This window comes from Proteus sp. G3927 (genome assembly GCF_963894685.1).
GTDB lineage: Bacteria > Pseudomonadota > Gammaproteobacteria > Enterobacterales > Enterobacteriaceae > Proteus > Proteus mirabilis.
In genome coordinates this window covers 1-17,392 of the sequence record NZ_CAWQGX010000009.1, presented here as the reverse complement: position 1 = coordinate 17,392, position 17,392 = coordinate 1, and the positions used below count along the sequence as shown (strand labels likewise).

At 36.1% G+C, this 17,392-nt stretch carries 17 protein-coding genes and 1 pseudogene; 2 read left to right on the top strand and 16 right to left on the bottom strand.

Annotated elements, in window-relative coordinates; all coding sequences use genetic code 11:
* Positions 1 to 6 precede the first annotated feature (6 nt).
* From AACV00_RS02210 to efp, 5 genes are all read right to left on the bottom strand, one after another.
* A complete protein-coding gene (locus AACV00_RS02210) occupies positions 7 to 957 on the bottom strand; it encodes a respiratory chain complex I subunit 1 family protein (protein ID WP_012368421.1) in 951 nt (316 codons plus the stop codon).
* Positions 958 to 969: 12 nt separating this feature from the next.
* Positions 970 to 2,985, bottom strand: coding sequence for a hydrogenase 4 subunit B (gene hyfB / locus AACV00_RS02205; protein ID WP_004250169.1), 2,016 nt, complete (start codon positions 2,983 to 2,985; stop codon positions 970 to 972).
* 1 nt (position 2,986) lies between these two features.
* Entirely contained in the window at positions 2,987 to 3,607 is a 621-nt protein-coding gene (locus AACV00_RS02200) for a 4Fe-4S dicluster domain-containing protein (protein ID WP_004245695.1), read from the bottom strand.
* Positions 3,608 to 3,844: 237 nt separating this feature from the next.
* A complete protein-coding gene (locus tag AACV00_RS02195; protein ID WP_004249279.1) occupies positions 3,845 to 4,321 on the bottom strand; it encodes an RpiB/LacA/LacB family sugar-phosphate isomerase in 477 nt (158 codons plus the stop codon).
* A gap of 881 nt (positions 4,322 to 5,202) precedes the next feature.
* Positions 5,203 to 5,769 (bottom strand): elongation factor P, encoded by a 567-nt coding sequence (efp, locus tag AACV00_RS02190; protein WP_004245698.1) that lies wholly within the window; start codon positions 5,767 to 5,769, stop codon positions 5,203 to 5,205.
* Positions 5,770 to 5,812: 43 nt separating this feature from the next.
* Between efp and epmB the strand changes: the two genes are divergently transcribed.
* Positions 5,813 to 6,841, top strand: a complete 1,029-nt coding sequence (gene epmB / locus AACV00_RS02185; protein WP_104459470.1) for an EF-P beta-lysylation protein EpmB — start codon at positions 5,813 to 5,815, stop codon at positions 6,839 to 6,841.
* 140 nt (positions 6,842 to 6,981) lie between these two features.
* On the opposite strand, the gene AACV00_RS02180 is transcribed toward epmB, so the two are convergent.
* From AACV00_RS02180 to AACV00_RS02140, 9 genes are all read right to left on the bottom strand, one after another.
* Positions 6,982 to 7,227 carry a hypothetical protein gene (locus tag AACV00_RS02180; protein ID WP_004245702.1) on the bottom strand — a complete coding sequence of 82 codons (246 nt, stop codon included), beginning with the start codon at positions 7,225 to 7,227 and terminating at the stop codon, positions 6,982 to 6,984.
* Positions 7,218 to 7,406 (bottom strand): hypothetical protein, encoded by a 189-nt coding sequence (locus tag AACV00_RS02175; protein WP_148041804.1) that lies wholly within the window; start codon positions 7,404 to 7,406, stop codon positions 7,218 to 7,220. The genes AACV00_RS02180 and AACV00_RS02175 overlap by 10 nt, the downstream gene beginning before the upstream one ends.
* A gap of 291 nt (positions 7,407 to 7,697) precedes the next feature.
* Entirely contained in the window at positions 7,698 to 10,241 is a 2,544-nt protein-coding gene (locus AACV00_RS02170; RefSeq protein ID WP_004245704.1) for a fimbria/pilus outer membrane usher protein, read from the bottom strand.
* A gap of 43 nt (positions 10,242 to 10,284) precedes the next feature.
* Positions 10,285 to 11,100 carry a fimbrial biogenesis chaperone gene (locus AACV00_RS02165; protein ID WP_104459471.1) on the bottom strand — a complete coding sequence of 272 codons (816 nt, stop codon included), beginning with the start codon at positions 11,098 to 11,100 and terminating at the stop codon, positions 10,285 to 10,287.
* Positions 11,101 to 11,104: 4 nt separating this feature from the next.
* On the bottom strand, positions 11,105 to 11,821 hold the full coding sequence (locus AACV00_RS02160) for a fimbrial biogenesis chaperone (protein ID WP_012368423.1): 717 nt from the start codon (positions 11,819 to 11,821) through the stop codon (positions 11,105 to 11,107).
* A 7-nt stretch (positions 11,822 to 11,828) separates the two neighbouring features.
* Positions 11,829 to 12,386, bottom strand: a complete 558-nt coding sequence (locus tag AACV00_RS02155; protein WP_004245710.1) for a fimbrial protein — start codon at positions 12,384 to 12,386, stop codon at positions 11,829 to 11,831.
* Positions 12,387 to 12,388: 2 nt separating this feature from the next.
* Positions 12,389 to 12,964, bottom strand: a complete 576-nt coding sequence (locus tag AACV00_RS02150; protein ID WP_004245711.1) for a fimbrial protein — start codon at positions 12,962 to 12,964, stop codon at positions 12,389 to 12,391.
* On the bottom strand, positions 12,942 to 13,640 hold the full coding sequence (locus AACV00_RS02145; protein WP_004249271.1) for a fimbrial biogenesis chaperone: 699 nt from the start codon (positions 13,638 to 13,640) through the stop codon (positions 12,942 to 12,944). The genes AACV00_RS02150 and AACV00_RS02145 overlap by 23 nt, the downstream gene beginning before the upstream one ends.
* A gap of 93 nt (positions 13,641 to 13,733) precedes the next feature.
* Entirely contained in the window at positions 13,734 to 14,297 is a 564-nt protein-coding gene (locus AACV00_RS02140) for a fimbrial protein (RefSeq protein ID WP_004245713.1), read from the bottom strand.
* Positions 14,298 to 15,428: 1,131 nt separating this feature from the next.
* Between AACV00_RS02140 and AACV00_RS02135 the strand changes: the two genes are divergently transcribed.
* Positions 15,429 to 16,067 carry an NAD(P)H-binding protein gene (locus AACV00_RS02135; protein ID WP_004245714.1) on the top strand — a complete coding sequence of 213 codons (639 nt, stop codon included), beginning with the start codon at positions 15,429 to 15,431 and terminating at the stop codon, positions 16,065 to 16,067.
* 108 nt (positions 16,068 to 16,175) lie between these two features.
* Here AACV00_RS02135 and AACV00_RS02130 read toward each other — a convergent pair whose 3' ends face one another.
* Together AACV00_RS02130 and AACV00_RS02125 are read right to left on the bottom strand one after the other, a co-directional pair.
* A complete protein-coding gene (locus AACV00_RS02130) occupies positions 16,176 to 16,520 on the bottom strand; it encodes a DUF4156 domain-containing protein (protein WP_004245715.1) in 345 nt (114 codons plus the stop codon).
* A 427-nt stretch (positions 16,521 to 16,947) separates the two neighbouring features.
* Positions 16,948 to 17,392, bottom strand: a pseudogene (locus tag AACV00_RS02125) (RNA-guided endonuclease InsQ/TnpB family protein); the annotation flags it as partial.

Here is a 17,392-nt window from a genome sequence, read left to right as displayed (position 1 = left end):
CGCTCCTTATAGACCAGTTAAATAGAAAACAAAAGCCAGTGCCGCAACACCGAACCCTAACCATGTCACATGCTGAGTCAGTAAGAAGCGACCACGCGCTAAACTGTTTTCAACTAATGACGCTAATACAAACACGACCAGCAATTTCACGGCCATTAACACTAAGGCGACAAGAAGCGCGACAAAGGTAAATTCAGTCGCTTTGCCAAAAGGAATAAATACGGCAAGGAACAGCTCAGCAATCACTACTTGTTTTAAACCAATACCCAGTTTAACCATGGCAAAACCAGAGCCAGAGTACTCGGTTAGTGGTCCTTCTTGTAATTCTTGCTCTGCTTCCGCGACGTCAAAAGGCATTTTGCCCATTTCAATAAATGCCGCAAAAGCACAAGCCAATAAGGCTAAAAGTGTAGCTGTGGGTGATACCCAACCTTGGGCGAGCGTCGCACTGATAGTACCGACATTGGTTGAACCCACAATCAATGCCACCACAATCAACGAAAGCACTAAAATAGGCTCAACTAATACACCCAATGTCAGTTCACGGCTGGCCCCAATACCCGCAAATGGACTACCTGAATCCAAACCGGATAAAGAGAAAAAGAAACGAAATAGTGCAAACAGATAAATTAATGCAATTAAGTCAGCCGCACCACCAAACAAAGAGGTTGCCGTAAAGACAGGCAATGCCATTGCCACTAATAACATGCTGCCTAATAACACATAAGGCATCACTTGGAAGATCACGCCGGATTGCTCAGGGGCTACGGATTGACGTTTAAGTAATTTAAAAATATCTCGGTAATCCTGCCAAATACCAGGACCTTGACGCGAATGCATCTTGGCACGAATTTGGCGAGAAATACCTGTACATAATGGGGTTATCGCCAGCAGAAAGAGTGCTTGAATAACCGCGAATATTCCCATCATAAACGAAGGTGTTTCTTGGAAAGTCATCATTCCCTCTCCTTACGCTGCGATAACTAAAAGCAAGATGACCAGCGCTGCCACCACGTACAGACAATAGAGTCTGAAATCGCCGCCTTGTAGGCATTGGATACGTTTAGCAAAACGTTGGATACCACGAACCAATGGATAAATAATGCTTTCATCCCAGAATGGTTCGACCTTTTCAGCACCGCGCTGTGTTTTATTAAAGCCACGTGAAAGCCAAGGTGATGGATCAAGCTGTTTACGCATGCGATAAAGTGGTGCAAACATACTACGTAGTGCTTGAGTAAAGCCCCCAGCAGACACCGCCATGTCTTTTTCCCAGACATAACCACAGGCCCATGGATTACCTTTACGGCGAAATGCAGGTTGACCACCTTTTAAGCCGAGATAAATTAAGAATGGAATTAGTGGTAAGGCGATTAATAAAATAAATGTTAAGGCAGGAGAGAACATCGCTTGTGATGCACTATCAGGGACTAATATCGCACCTTGAGTCACTGTTAATGCACTGGTTTCGCTAAGTGACATTGCAATATTGGCAATAATTGGCGCAACAAAAGCCGCACCCACACCTAATACAACACAGAAAAGTGCTAATAACCCCATAGCAATGGTCATTGGCAACGGTACTTCTTTAGCTTTAGTCGCTTGCTCACTACGTGGGCCACCGCAAAAACTGACGCCATAAACTTTGACGAAACACATGGCCGCTAATGCCCCGGTAATTGCCAACATAATAATGGCAATAGGACCACTTAAGCGCATGACAAAGTTACCATCGTAACTCATCGTAAATAGTGATTGATAAGTATACCACTCACTCACAAAACCATTTAATGGCGGTAATGCTGAAATTGCCATACAACCAATTAAGAATGCCGTTGCAGTGTAAGGCATTAGTTTGGCTAATCCACCCATCTTATCCATATCACGAGTGTGAATTTGATTAATAATGGCTCCGGCACCTAAGAACAATAATCCTTTAAATACCGCGTGGTTTAATAAGTGGTATAACGCACCAAGCAGACCGAGAGCGGCAATCACTGGATGATCGGTTGCCATACCTACCATGCCAACTCCCACGCCCATCAAGATGATGCCGATATTTTCAACGGTGTGCCATGCAAGGAGACGTTTTAAATCGTGCTCTGCTAATGCGTACATAACCCCTAATACAGAAGAGACAGCACCGAATGCGAGAACGACAATTCCCCACCACATTTGTGAAGCACCTAATAAATCAATGCCTACTTTGATGATGCCAAAAATACCAATTTTCACCATCACCCCAGACATTAATGCTGAAGCGTGAGAGGGTGCTGCGGGGTGCGCTTTTGGCAACCAACTGTGTAATGGCAACATACCGGCTTTGGCACCAAATCCGAAGAAGCCCAGTAAGAACACCACAGAAGCCATTGCAGGGGAAAGAGAAAGTTGACGGAATGAATCAAAATCAAGGCTACCGCTTTCACGCCACATTAAGAAGAAGGCTATCATGATTAGCACAGAGCCTGCGTGAGCGATAAAGAAGTAGAGTAAACCGGCGTGGATAGATTCGTCATCTTGGTCAGCGATGACTAAGAACCAAGATGCTAACGACATCATTTCAAATAGGATAATAAAGTAAAACGCATTATCCATAACAATCAGTCCTACCATGGAAGCAATAAAGAGATTCATAAAAAATCCCATACTCCATGCGCCGCGACCTTTGTATTCTTGAACATAAGAGAGTGAATACAACGCACAAACAGTGACGAGTAAAGAAATGACAAACACCATAAAGGCGCCAAGCATATCCATACGCACCACAAAAGCGGCGAAATCAAATGGCCCAGCCATAGCAAAACTGATTGTTTCACCATTTAAAATAACCGGTAATGCGCTTAAAACACCTAATACACCACCGATGATTGCGCTGATCCCCGATATTAGGATTGCCAATCCTTCCTGTTTCTTTAAAAACAGTGCAATAACGCCACCAACAACATACAGGATGATTGACCACATCAGTAACTGAAGAGGTTCCATATTACTTGCGCTCCTGTGTCAACGTAGATAGATCATCAAGACTTGTCATAGGTTCCATCACAGAGTCTAAACGACGCGCTTTCATCTGCTCTTCAAGGCTATCTTCTTCAACTAGATGTAAGGCATCTGTCGGACAGACTTTTACGCAAGCAGGCCCCTCATCTGAGAAAGCACACAAGTCACATTTCACTGCTATTGCGCGAATACCCGCATTCCATGCAAGGAATGGATTGGTAGTAGGAAGACTTGCGGGCACATCTGCCAGCATCTCTTCAGGCACAAAATGGTCAAACACAGCCGGTAAGTTAACGGGTTTACTGCCTGATGGTGTAATCGCACCAAAAGGACATACCAAACCGCATAACTTACAGCCAATACACAAGCTCTCATTAAGAAAGATCATATTATCTTCATGAGTAATGGCATTGACTGGGCACACACTAGCACAAGGAGCATCCTCACAATGCCGACAAAGCATCGGGGCGGTCTGATCCTCCACTTTTACCACTGTAAGACGCGGATGCGCCTGTAATCCCACAGCTTGGTGTACTTCCGAACAAGCTGCCATACAGGTATTACACCCTATGCATCGTTGTGGCTCTGCAATAACAAAGCGATTCATTCGCCACATCCTCCGAGAAAAACGTTTAACAGCTCACGGCTGTCGTTAATTTTTCTCTAGATGAAGCATATTTCATGCCAAGAGCAGTAATATTTTATTTTTGTTAAAAATCAATGCATTATAAATAAAAATTAATTTACTTGATGACGTGTCGACAATTATGACGTTGACACTTAAGTGGTGGGAAAGAGTGATATGATTGAAAAAGCCTGCAAAAGCAGGCTTACAAAAAAGGGATTAGTCAGTATAAATGCGCTTTTCAACTTCTTTCATGGTCTGTAAGCCACATTGTAAATCATCTGGGGTCGCTTCAGAAAACCCTTGTGTAAAGGTTGCAGATAAATAAGCATCTACCATCATATTGGCTTTAAAGGGAGTAATCAGTAAACCCCCCATGGCTAGCATATTGCAATTATTAATCACTTTACAAAAACGCGCAGTGGTAACACTCTCACAAACCCCGCAATAAACATTTTTATGTTTATTAGCACTAATACTTACTCCCATCCCTGTGCCACAAAAAACAAAACCAATATATTCAGGATGTTCTGAAATAATAGCGCCTACTTTATCACCAACATCACAATAACCAATAGGCCCTGATTCGGTAATATCTTTTATTGTGTAATTTTTTGCTTGTAGATGAGATTTGACGGCATTTTTAAGCTCATAACCTGAAGGATCTGCCCCCATAACAATTATTTTCTGTTCCATATCGCCTCCTAAATAAATTGAGAGTCATGGTCAAAGAAAAGATATCTGATTGATAATCATTAAAACCAAATAAAAATATCTCACTCAATGAGTTGTTACTTATTAAAGTATAGACGATAAATATTTTATTTATATTCAAAAATTTTAAATTTCTCTGTAATCAATTTAGAGAATTTTAAATAACCATCATAATCATAAGGTTTTATTTTTGATGAAAATCAAAAAAAATTAATGACAATAAAATTGTGTTTATAGGATAGGAAAAAATTTTTTTAAAATAATATACTAATCTGATTATGAATTTACACTTAAGAGAATTTACGTATAGAAAAAAGACCAAAAAGCATCAATCTAGTATAAAAAGTGCTAATTATCAGATAAATAAGAACGAAACATAAGAAAAGAAAAAATAAAAGAGATATTTTAGATATAGTATTATATTGGAAATAGTTTCCCTAGTACAAAAAAATAAAAATAAATATCAATAATATTACAGGATTACAGTTTTTATCTATATTCTTCAATATCTCTAAAAGGAAAGGTCAAAATAAATTAAATAAATATTGCTGTGGATTATCTTTACCAAAATAATCAACAACTACATTGTAAAAAAATGGCTATTTTTTACCAATTCCAATCTGGCATTGCTCATGCTGTTTTGGCATAAATAAAGAATGAAATAATATATTGATTTTATATTATATCACTTATCTATATAACGATTTTATAAAACACCGTATTAAAGTAAATTAATCAATTTTTTTAAAGATAATTTGTTATATTTATCAAATTTTTTGCGTATAAAATAAAAATACCACAATCAAGAGAGCATATGTGGTATTTTATATTGGTATAAACGTTCGGGAAAATAATCGCGATGATTATTTTACGCGTGATACATATTCACCAGAACGCGTATCCACTTTAATCACTTCACCGATTTGTACGAACAGAGGTACTTTAACCACAGCGCCAGTGCTTAATGTTGCTGGTTTACCGCCTGTACCCGCAGTATCCCCTTTCAGACCCGGATCGGTATCAACGATTTCTAACTCAACAAAGTTTGGTGGAACAACAGCAATAGGACGATTATCCCACAGTGTAACGATACACTCTGCTTGGTCAATCAACCATTTAGCATTTTCGCCAACCGCTTTTTCGTCTGCAGCTAATTGTTCAAAGGTTTCGTTGTTCATGAAATGCCAGAACTCACCATCGTTGTACAGGTAAGTTAAGTTGATATCCATGACATCTGCACCCTCAGCAGAATCAGTAGATTTGAAGGTTTTTTCCAGTAATTTGTTAGAAATCAGTTTACGCAGACGCACACGAGCAAATGCCTGACCTTTACCTGGTTTCACAAATTCACATTCAGTAATGACGGCTGGCTCGCCATCTAACATGATTTTAAGACCTGAACGAAAATCGTTGGTATTATAAGAAGCCATGAATATCCTCTAACTTTTTTAATTTAAAATGGCATAGCCAAAAATGGCACACATTGTAACTCATAATCACACCACCAGAGAAGTCTGGTTAACACAACTCGCGCAGGCAATCAGTGATCCTGTTGAATTACTCCAACTTTTAGCGCTGGAACATCACGCTGAACTACAACGGGGTGCTCAGGCGAGACGACTTTTTCCTTTACGGGTTCCCCGTGAATTCGTTGCGCGCATGAAAAAAGGCGATCCTAACGATCCATTACTTTTACAAGTATTAACTGCACATGCTGAATTTACCCTAACGCCGGGATTCTCTACGGATCCATTAGATGAGCAACAAAATGCGGTGCCGGGTTTATTACATAAATATCAGAATCGTGCATTGCTTTTGGTCAAAGGTGGTTGCGCTGTCAATTGCCGTTACTGTTTCCGACGCCATTTTCCTTACGAAGATAACAAGGGAAACAAAGCTAACTGGCAAAAGGCAATAGAGTATATCAAAAATAACCCAAAACTCGATGAAATCATCTTTTCGGGTGGCGATCCGCTAATGGCCAAAGATGACGAGCTAGATTGGTTAATTACTCAGCTAGAAGCCATCCCCCACATTAAACGTTTACGTATTCACTCTCGTTTACCTGTGGTGCTCCCTGCGCGTATTACTCATAGGTTATGTCAGCGCTTACAGCAGTCACGTTTACAAAATATTATGGTATTGCATATCAATCATGCAAATGAAATTGATGATGCGTTAATAGAAGCTTGCTTAAAACTAAAAAATGCCCATGTTACGCTATTAAACCAAGGGGTATTACTGCGAGGGGTTAACGACAATGCCCAAACCCTTGCTGATTTAAGTCGTGCACTATTTGACGCAGGCATTATGCCTTATTACCTTCATGTGCTAGATAAAGTACAGGGAGCGGCTCATTTTATGGTACCAGACAGTGAAGCGCGCGAAATAATGAAATCATTAATGAGTCTTGTCTCTGGCTATATGGTTCCTAAACTCACGCGTGAAATTGGAGGAGAGCCAAGCAAAACCTTGCTTGATTTAGGCTTACGACAAGTATAGTGGATAGGAACTTATAAAATAACATTGAATACCGTTATTTGGCCTAGACAATAGGCCTATCCGGTAAAAATAGTAGTACCTCATAAAAAGCAAATAAGAATGATCGCGTTCTTATTTGCCCAATATTACGTTAATGCATATTACTCGACTAAAATCGCTACATCGACACTGCCCGAGTATCTATCTGCGGGAATATTACTATTTGCACAAAGATTAAAATATAACGTTTGATTAAAAACTTTGGGCATAGCATTAACTAATTTATTACTACCGACATAACTTAACGCATCACTGGAATTAGGTTCACAAATAGTATTTTGTTGTTGGCTAGTTAGCGAAGTCACCACATAACCGCTTTCCTGCGCTTTAGTGCCGGTTAATTCCATTCCCGTATTACTCTGCCTTTGACTAAGGTATTAAACGGCCTTAATGTGATATGTACATTCCCAGCATAGGGACAATCAACATTTATACTGGCAATATTCTCATCGAGTTTAGTCGGTGTAGCAAAATTTTGTGCTATTTGACTACGGTAATTAATCGATGTTGCTGTTTGTGGCGTCACATCGCAGGCTTTTAATGTATGGACTGTTATCTTTGTACTAGAATCTAAAAAATAAGGCCTAGCATCAATTGTAAATCCAGAACTAATAGCTACATTAAATTGCAAAGAATGATCTCTGGCTAGACTATAATTTCCCGGCTCTAACGCACCAATAGCGTAAACTGAATATCCACTGATAGTGCCAATAGAAAGTAACCATACATTTTTTTATTTGCGGGAACGTCATTACTCTTTGCCTTTACATAACAGCATTGCTGGTTATCACCTTGTTTAACTTAATAATTATAAAAATTATTGACAATTAACGGTCACCATTCTTATTGGGTTTTGTTGTGATACTTCAATCTTTTCAAGCTCTGAATAACTAAATTGACATGAATGTTTGCCCGTATTGTTATTCCAAGTCACCACGACATTCCCATCATTGGGTAACCCACTCATATAAAGAGATTGATAGGCATCAATAATACCGGTATTTACCTGTTTATCTTTTTCATCTGTCAAAGAAGCCATTGCACCAAAAGGTATCGCTATATTTTCCGCTGTTTTTATATCAAAAATAACCTGATAACCCACTTTAGTTTGAAATTGTCTTGCTAAAATAGCCCCTTCGGTTGGATAGACTTTCATTGACGTTTCATTAAGTGTCACATCATCAGGTAATGTGCTGACATTTACGCTAATACTGTTTGTATCATAAGGACTTAATTGAGGGACAATGGCATTACCAAATGTATCTATTTTCACATTTCCATTGATTTCTGCGCCCTTTGCTTTATCTGCGCTCACTATGGCAATACTGTCACCTAACATCCTTGATAATGTCACTCCTTTTGAGTGCAGAACAACACCACCAATAAGGCTACCATTAAAGCTATTTCTATTTTTCCCATAGCTATAACCCCCAGAAAGCGTTCCTTTACTTCCTGAATAACTCATATTCATATTGCCACTATAACTATCTGCCTTGTTATCTGTATTCTGGTAGATACCATAAGAGAGTTGATTATCAAATGCAGAGCCATTTAAACCGGCTTGTTGCGAAGTTCTTCCATCATTGCTATGTGTCAGAAGATAGCTTGCATTCATATTTTGCAAGCCACTTGCATTTGAGAACACACTCAGTGGCATATTCATATTAAAATTAATTTGTCTATTTTCTGGCCATGTATTGTCATCACTTTTTAGGCGAGAAATAGAATAATCTATATTAAATGCAATACCTTTCAGAACAGTGTTATAGCCTAATGTGACACTATTATTAACACGGCTATTCCCCCAATAACGGCTGGTTTCACCACGAAGATACATGGAACCGTATTTTCCTAATGATTGTGAAATTGAGGTTTGAAAACTAGATTTCTGACGTTGGCTTAACCAAGGTGCAATACCTTCTCGCAATTCATAACCTGAGTTATTGTAATCACTAAAGTCATAGTAATCTTTAGTTGAATAACGTAATGCGGTTAAATCAAACGAAGTCCCTGTAGATAATAAACTCTTAGAATAACGAACCCGATATGATTGACCGTGATAAGTTTTATCCAAATTAGCTCTGGCGAGAGTGACGTCCGCAGATAAGGCACCTAATAACCCAAGAGAAACACCAGAACCGATAACACCAGAGGTATAACCATTGGCAATTAATAAACCACCGTATGCAGTAATTGAGTTATTGATACCATAACTAAACGTTCCTAAAGCAAATTTACTTTTTTTGGAATCTGTCGTGATACCACCATCATATTGCCCCGCACTAAACTCATACTCAAATTGCCCTTCACGCAACATGATAGGCAGCGATGAATAGGCTTGTGTATATACACGCTTAGAGCCATCTTCTTCTTCAATGGTTATTTCAAGGTCCCCACCAATACCGCCGGCGGAAATATCATTAATAATAAAATTCCCAGGAGCAACAAAAGATTTATAGATAATTTGACCATTTTGACGAATGGTAACGGTTGCATTGCTGTTGGCAAAACCTCTTACCACAGGAGCATATCCACGCATACTACTTGGTAACATTTGTTGGTTAGTGGCTAAAGAAATCCCCTTTATCGGAATACTTGAAAAAATATTCCCTCCAGTGGTAATTTCACCAATTTTCAGCATTGATTTTAAATAAGCGATATTTCGCATTACATAGGTATTACTAAATTCAGAATCACTTGAAGAACGCTGATCTGAACCACTCGAATTATTATAAGAATAATTTGTTCTTAAACGCCAAGGGCCTATATTTACACCACCATTAAGATTCAAGAAAAAGTTGTTATTATGGCTTGAATAATCACCTGTCGTTCTATTTTTAATAAAGTTAGCCATATAATTAAGGATAACAGCACTCACGCCATCATCTAATAATTCTGCGGGAATTTCACCTTGAAAGCTCTTATCCATATTAACTTGGGGAAAAGATGCATTTAATGTTAATTTATTAATATTAAAGGTTAGCCTTGAATTAGGAATATACGCTTCTATATTATCAATTTCTGTATCTTCGGGTAGATCACTTAACTTACTTATCGCTGAAACATTAACCCCAAATAGCTTCAAATCTTTGATTGTAACAACTGGGACAACTTTACCTTCTTTGTTTGCTTTAAATAAAATTGTCTTTTCACCTAATGGCTCAGTATTAACAAAAACGCTTAAACTATAGTCTCCTGGTGCAATGTAGTCTTCTTTGCTGAAATTACTTAAATCAATATTGTCGTTATTATTTAGTAAAAGATTCGGATCAAAGTAATTATCAGACAATGCGATTTTCGGCATTGCCACAGATAAAACACAAAGATTGATACAAAGAATTTTATGCAACATAGGTTTCATAAACCACCCCAAAGACCACCCATAAATAAGAATTATTGTTAAGTTAATATTCTTTATCTTTTATTATAAAGAAATTTTCATCATTGAATCTCCAACTCAGCTTTCCTTGAACATTTTTAGGTGCTTCAACTGATACTGTAGAGAATGGTTTTACCGTTATTGCTCTACCATCATTTTTTATTTCAACATCGCCCACTTTTAAATATTCAAAAGTCATATAAAGTGGTGATTTATTATTTATAACTATGTTCTCATTTACCTTTTCAACAATAACATCATCAATAACATCTTTATTTTCCAATGCCATTATTGACTCAGGTCTATAAATTAATTTGAAGAAGAAAGTAGGTGTTATCGTTAGTGACACAGATTTCTTTTCCTCAATTTTACTATCCTTAAGAGGAACTGCTCTAAATGCAATCCAAAATAAGCTTTCTCTGTCTTTTGGTAACGCCATATCATTAGAACCTTCACTAATACGACGAATATTCCAGCTATATTCACTAGAGGGTTCTAAACGATACAAAGGTGGTAAAATCATAAAAGGTGTTCTTTCACGATCTTTATTCACTATAGGTACATTTTTATCATCATCATTAAATAAAATAGAGCTATTAATTAAATAAGCACTATTGTTATTATTTTTTAAAGAGATAGAGATACCTTTTATGTCACTTTCCAGATAGATATATCTTTTTACTACAAAAGAAAAACCATTTTTCCCGAAATCTGTTAGATCCACAGTATCGTTTTCTATTTTTTCAACTGCTTTCGATGTGACTGAATAAGATAGAAAAAATAGGCAGAATATGACTATCTGGATAATATTTTTTTTTCTACCTCTTAAAAAAGATAACATTTAGTCACTCCACAATTATTTTATTTTCAAATGTATTTGATAATCCACCAAAATCATCAATATATTGCCAACTAACCTGTTTAATTGATTTATCTATAGCTAAATTGAGTGACGAAAATGGCGCAACCATAGGTGCATTTGCTGATTGATAACTTTTGCCATCGAATTTTAAATTTGATACCGTAAAATAATAAGGTGTTGGGTTATTGACTTGCACATTATTACCTACTTTTTTAAAGGTTATCTTCTTAGCATGACTATCTAGTGATGTTATGGCTAATTCATTTGGTCGATAAAATCCTTTTATGATAATTTTTGTTACCATATTAATTTTTAGTGATAAATCACCACTATTATTTTGTTGCCCTCTTTTTGTTTCAGGTATCAAATATGCAGTGAAAAAAAAGAGTGATTCCCGATCACTTGGCAATGTATCTAAAGAGCGTGGTAAAATTTTTATAGAAACCGATGACTGAGGCTCTAATCGTTTTAACGGTGGCAATACAATAAAATGCTCATCTTTTTTGCCATCTAAATCAGCCGTTATCATATTTTGAGATAAATAAAGATTATCTGTATCATTATTTATTTGTACACTTTGACTTTTATCTCCCTCAGAAAATATAATGCGACTTTGTGACAAAGATAGCCCTGCATAACTATATGATGCAGAAAAAATAAAACAGCTAAAAAGTAATGAAATCGTTTTTAATATATTCATATTTTAATCAATCAGAAAAAAAGCTAAGCACTACTGTTGCCGTAAAAGGGCCAACCTCTGGAGTACATCCCTCTTTTTGACAACGCAACTTTGCTGTTAATGATTTAGTCGAGCTTTCTGAGGTTATATTATCCCACACAACAGAATCATCAGAAGGTTTAAAAACAGAGCTATTATTTACTTTATATGTTTTACTACCACTGTCGTCTGTAAGTTGAACACCAAATGACCCAGAAACATTGTTATTAAAAAAATCTCGAGTTCCGGTTAAAGTAACACCTTGAGATATATAAACGCTCGTTCCACTTAAAGAACTTGTTGAGCAATTAGTTAACGAGATAGGGATCTGTTGACTAATTTTATTATTTTTTATGTCATTAGCACTAACAGAACTAGCCCCTTCACCACTAGTGAAAGTAATATTATCTGGAACAACAATTTCACACGTTTTAGCGAGAAAAACGACTGAAAAATTATATTTCACTGATTGCGCTGCAACTGAAGCCCAACTCGTCAATAATAAACAAAGACTAACTATTAATATTGACACTTTTTTTGTCTGCATAATTAATCCTGAATATATTCAAATAAAATAGTCGCCGTTGAATCACCAGGTGTCATTTTATTATTGTTGCGTCTAACAAAATCGACGATGTAGTTAATACTTATCGCTGAATTAGAGTGAGAAGAAAAAGATAACTTTTTATTGTTTTCTAGAATTTGGCAACTCGCATTTTCACCTTCAAGACAACCTTTTACTAAAAAACCTGTTTGAGTCGTATCGCCTTTTCCATAAAAAACCTGATCTGAATATTCAGTATTCGCGCCTGTTTTTACATTAATCGTGATTTTTTTCTCACTATCAGGTTCGTACTCTTTACAATCGATAAGATAAGTAAATTGCTTAGTGCCGAGACTACCTTTAATAGGCGCCTTTATTGGTGTGTCTTCTGCATCACCAATAGTAAAAAACTGTTCAAATGAGACATGTTTACTCAGCTCATTACTATCGCTAAATTCACAAGTGCCACGTGTTACATTAGCAGAAAAGTTGAGAGTACCATTATTTGCGGATTGACAGTTTACTGCATACACCATCATCGCTAACAATACTGTTCTTTTAAAGTTTTTTATTGTAGACACTTTCTCCGCCTAAATCGTTGATAATATGAATATTAACAGCACCTGTTTTATTACTTACCACATAGTTTTTAGAAGAAAATGGTTCTATCATATTATTAATTTTATTTAATTTTATCGTTTCATTTTTAACGGTAATCTTAAAAAGATTAATATAATAAGGCGTAGGGTTCTCAATACTGATCCCATTAGGCGTTGCTTTTACAACTAATTTATCACCGGCTTCTTTTGGGTTTATCGCTAAATTAATAGGGCGATAAAATACCTTGATAATATTTTCCATCGCTATTTTTATCCCATCTTCATTTTTATTTGTTGATGGAATATTTCGCGAGTGGAAGTAATAAAGTGATTCTCTATCTTTAGGAAGATTTGTTGGTATTATTTGAATTTTTATTGTATTTTCACTTTCCGGAGCTAACCTGAAAATGTTTGGAGTAATAACAAACATACCACTCAAAGGTGGTGATGAGGTATCCAGTTTTTCGGTTATAAAGTTAGAGACTAAATAAGGTTGTGCATTATTATTTCTAGCGCTAATAGAGGCTGTATTAGTATCCCCATTAATAATAATACGAGTCTGGCTTAAACCGACACCGGCTTGAACCTGAAATGATAAAAATAATACTCCTAAAACACACAACGAAATATATTGAAAAAAGCGTATTTTGTTTACCATCTGCCTATCACCTTATTGCACTGCAACTTTACTATTGGTAGTAAAACAAAATTATGGAAAAGGAATAAATTCCTTTCCCATAACATACTAATATTAGTTATAAGCAACACTAAAGGTTACTGGAACATTAATATCTTGTGCTTTCAGTGAGTCACCAGTTTCTGTAGCAAATAAACCTGCTTTCATAGGAATAATCAGGTTACCTTCACCTTCTGCTTTTAAGTTTTGCAGTTCTGTTGACTCATTTGGTTTCAGTACTACAGAGTTCATTGCAGTTAACTTGATACCAGCTTGAGTTGCACCAGCGCTAGCAAATAATTGCTCATTACCAACTAGGCCATTACCGCTTGCTAATAATTCAATATTAGATACAGTTACAGCAGGATCTTCACCTTCAGCTGGTTTACCAATCTTAGTACAGTTGTTTAACACTAAGTTGAAATCTTTTTCAGATACAGCTTGGTTAATATTTTGAATATCAGTAGTTGCATAAGTACCTAAATCAACACGATCTTGGCTTGCGCTGATATCACAAGTTGCTGCAACTAAACGTGCAGAAAATGTAACGTCTGCGTTTTTAGCGGCCATAACTTGAGTTGATAAAGAACCCATAAGAAGTGCACCAGCAACCATTACGCCTAATTTATTGAATTTCATATTAACTTCTCTTATAAAATAATCTAAAAATTATCAATATCGTAATAATTTAGACCCAACGTATTGTACTAAGCCAACATGTGATCCTTACTATATAAATGATATTGATCCTTACAACGATTGTTTATAACCCATTAATAAAACTAACTTTACATCAAAAATAACATCATATAATGTTGCATTTCTCAGTATTTATTTTTAGCTCATCAAAAAAATGACAAAAATAAACATTGAAATCACAGAAACATCAAATATATATATACTCACTCACTGTATAAAGTAAGCATAATATATTTTTTGAAAAAACAGCGGAGTTATTTAAATCACATAATTAAATCTCACCGTATTAAAATATTATTTTAAGCCAAGTTAAAAATTTAATGAGAAATATTAATTCTTAAATCAGTATATTCTCTGAGTTGGGGAAAGTAAAGCAACCACAATAGAAAAAATTACATTTACTTATATATAAATTTACATTATATACATACGATAAAATAAAAAATAACCTTTAAAAACAAATAGTTATTATTTTAATTTTGTTTTTTTATTAAAATAACCTCCTAATAAATATTAATTAGATTATCTTTTATTGATTATAAATAAATAATAAAAACCAAACCACTCTAATTTAAATAGTCATATTTTGTTATTTCTTATAATTTATTAATTTACTTTTATGACGCTTATATAAAATATCTTATATAGATAATCTAATTATGATATATTTTTAATTTTATCCATTAAAATTACAATAAAAAAATAATCAGCATCTATACACATTGATATATAAGTATTTTTATTATAGTAAATATGATAGAACATCATGATAGTATCAGTATGAAAATATTAATATGTGCTTCTCATTTAATATAAATTAAATACTATCACTTATTAAAACTATCTATTAGTCATATAATTATCTATCCTAGTAGAATTGGATATTTTATTTTTTAATTTATTGTATTATTTGCATTTGGCTCTAAAAAAATCCTACTACGCTTATAGTAATAATCATTAAATGATAGTTTTTACGGTACATAATTTACCTGATTAAAAAATAAGTTTTAAAATTAAGTTCAGTGTAAAGAGGAGCTTCAAACACGAAATTGAGATTTTAATGGAGGAAATATGAATATTCTCGTCATTGGCGCTAAAGGTCGAGTAGGTCAGCGTTTAATCGAAATATTACTTGCTAAAGGTCATCATGTCATAGGTACAACCCGAAAATTATCCGACACATCAGTACATCATCCCTCACAGTACCATGAAATTGAATTGGACATAACAAAACCGTTATCATCCATCACCGATTTATTGCCAGACAATTTAGAGGCTATCTATTTTACGACAGGCTCCCGAGGAAAGGATTTATTACAAGTTGATTTACATGGTGCTGTTAAAACGATGCAAGCAGCAGAAAAAAAAGGAATAAAAAGATATATTATGCTCAGTGCGATTAATTCATTATCACCTGATAAATGGACTGAATTAATTGATTATTTTACTGCTAAATATTTTGCCGACCTCTACTTACGGGATCGTACCCAGTTAGATTTCACCCTTGTTCAAGCAGGCTATTTAACTGAAAAACAAGGCACATATAAAATTACGACCAAATTGGAAGATAATGCTACAAAAGGTGAAATCACTATTGATAATGTCGCGGCAACATTAGCAGAGATATTAGATAAGCCGAATACATTTAAAAAATGCATTCCTATATTAGATGGTGACGAGGCGATTAAAACAGCCCTCAGTCGAATTTAGAAACGATTAGTTTACTGATTTTGATAAAAAACAATCTGACCCTGATAAACATTAGGGCCAGATGTGTTAGTCACGAGCTAGCTTATCAATGTACACAACCATTGTTTGTTACTGACATTTATAAACTTGTCCACTCATTTTGCTATCTAGTGGCGCAAAGCTATCGACAATGCTACCTGCACCTGTACCAACATTAAAAATAACATTACCACCCATAGCGGCTGCTTTGTTGCGTAAATCATTAGCAGCACCACGTAGTGATTGGCTTTCAGTACGAGAGCCTGATAACCAATTATTCTGAACGCCGGTTACTGTGCCTAATAACTGGCACTCGCTGCCTGGTTGCGTATCAGTAATTTGTACCTGTGAACCTGCACTGGTCAATGTATTTGTTGCAGAACAGCCTGCTAACAACAACGCTGCAGTGGCTCCCAATAACAATTTAATTCGCATGATCCCCTCATTTCTTTGAGTGTCCGTTTAGTCATGACAACAATATACCCTGTCACTCCTCTTAAGCGCAAAAATAAATCATCACTATCTTACATTAGCCTATAGTCTTAAGAGGTTATTTCCACTTGTTACTTATTTTGACTTAATGATTTAGCTTTAAGATAGACAAAGCAATATCTATTTATTTTACACCGCTTTGCAGCTTTTAAAACATATTGTGTGCTTTTCAGACACCACAGTGCGAGACTGGGCACATTATTTGGTCGTCGTTCTTAGCCTAGTCCTCTGCTTTAATGGCATAATCAGGCAATAGGCCATTGATAGAAATTATTTTTTGATACTTAAATAATAGGGAACATTAAATCATTATGTACTGGCTCAATATTGACATCCTCCACGCCCTAAAGGACGTGGATCCCTACTGCGTTCAGACTGATCTCTGAATCACCTCGGCGGGTTCCTGCTTCGACGGGCGGTCTGACTGCACCCTCCCTCCACAGGCTAGCACGGCATGTCCTGCCGCTAAAATGTTACGTGCCCCGTTGATATCAGCATTCGCTGTATATCCACATTCAAGGCACTCGAATTGACTTTGTGACTGGCGGTTTTCCTTTGCTGTATGACCACAGCAAGCGCACTTCTGACTGGTGTAGGCCGGTGGTATTGCCAGTACCTGACCACCTCACCAGAGCTGCTTGTACTCAAGCTGTCGGCGCATTTCATACCAGCCCTGCTCCAGTATTGCGCGGTTTAAACCAGATTTAGCTTTTACGTTCCGTCCATGCCGTTCTGTCGTACCTTTTGCCGATTTAGACATGTTACTGACCTTTAAGTCCTCAATGACAATCATTGCGTGGTTTTTGCTGATTTCG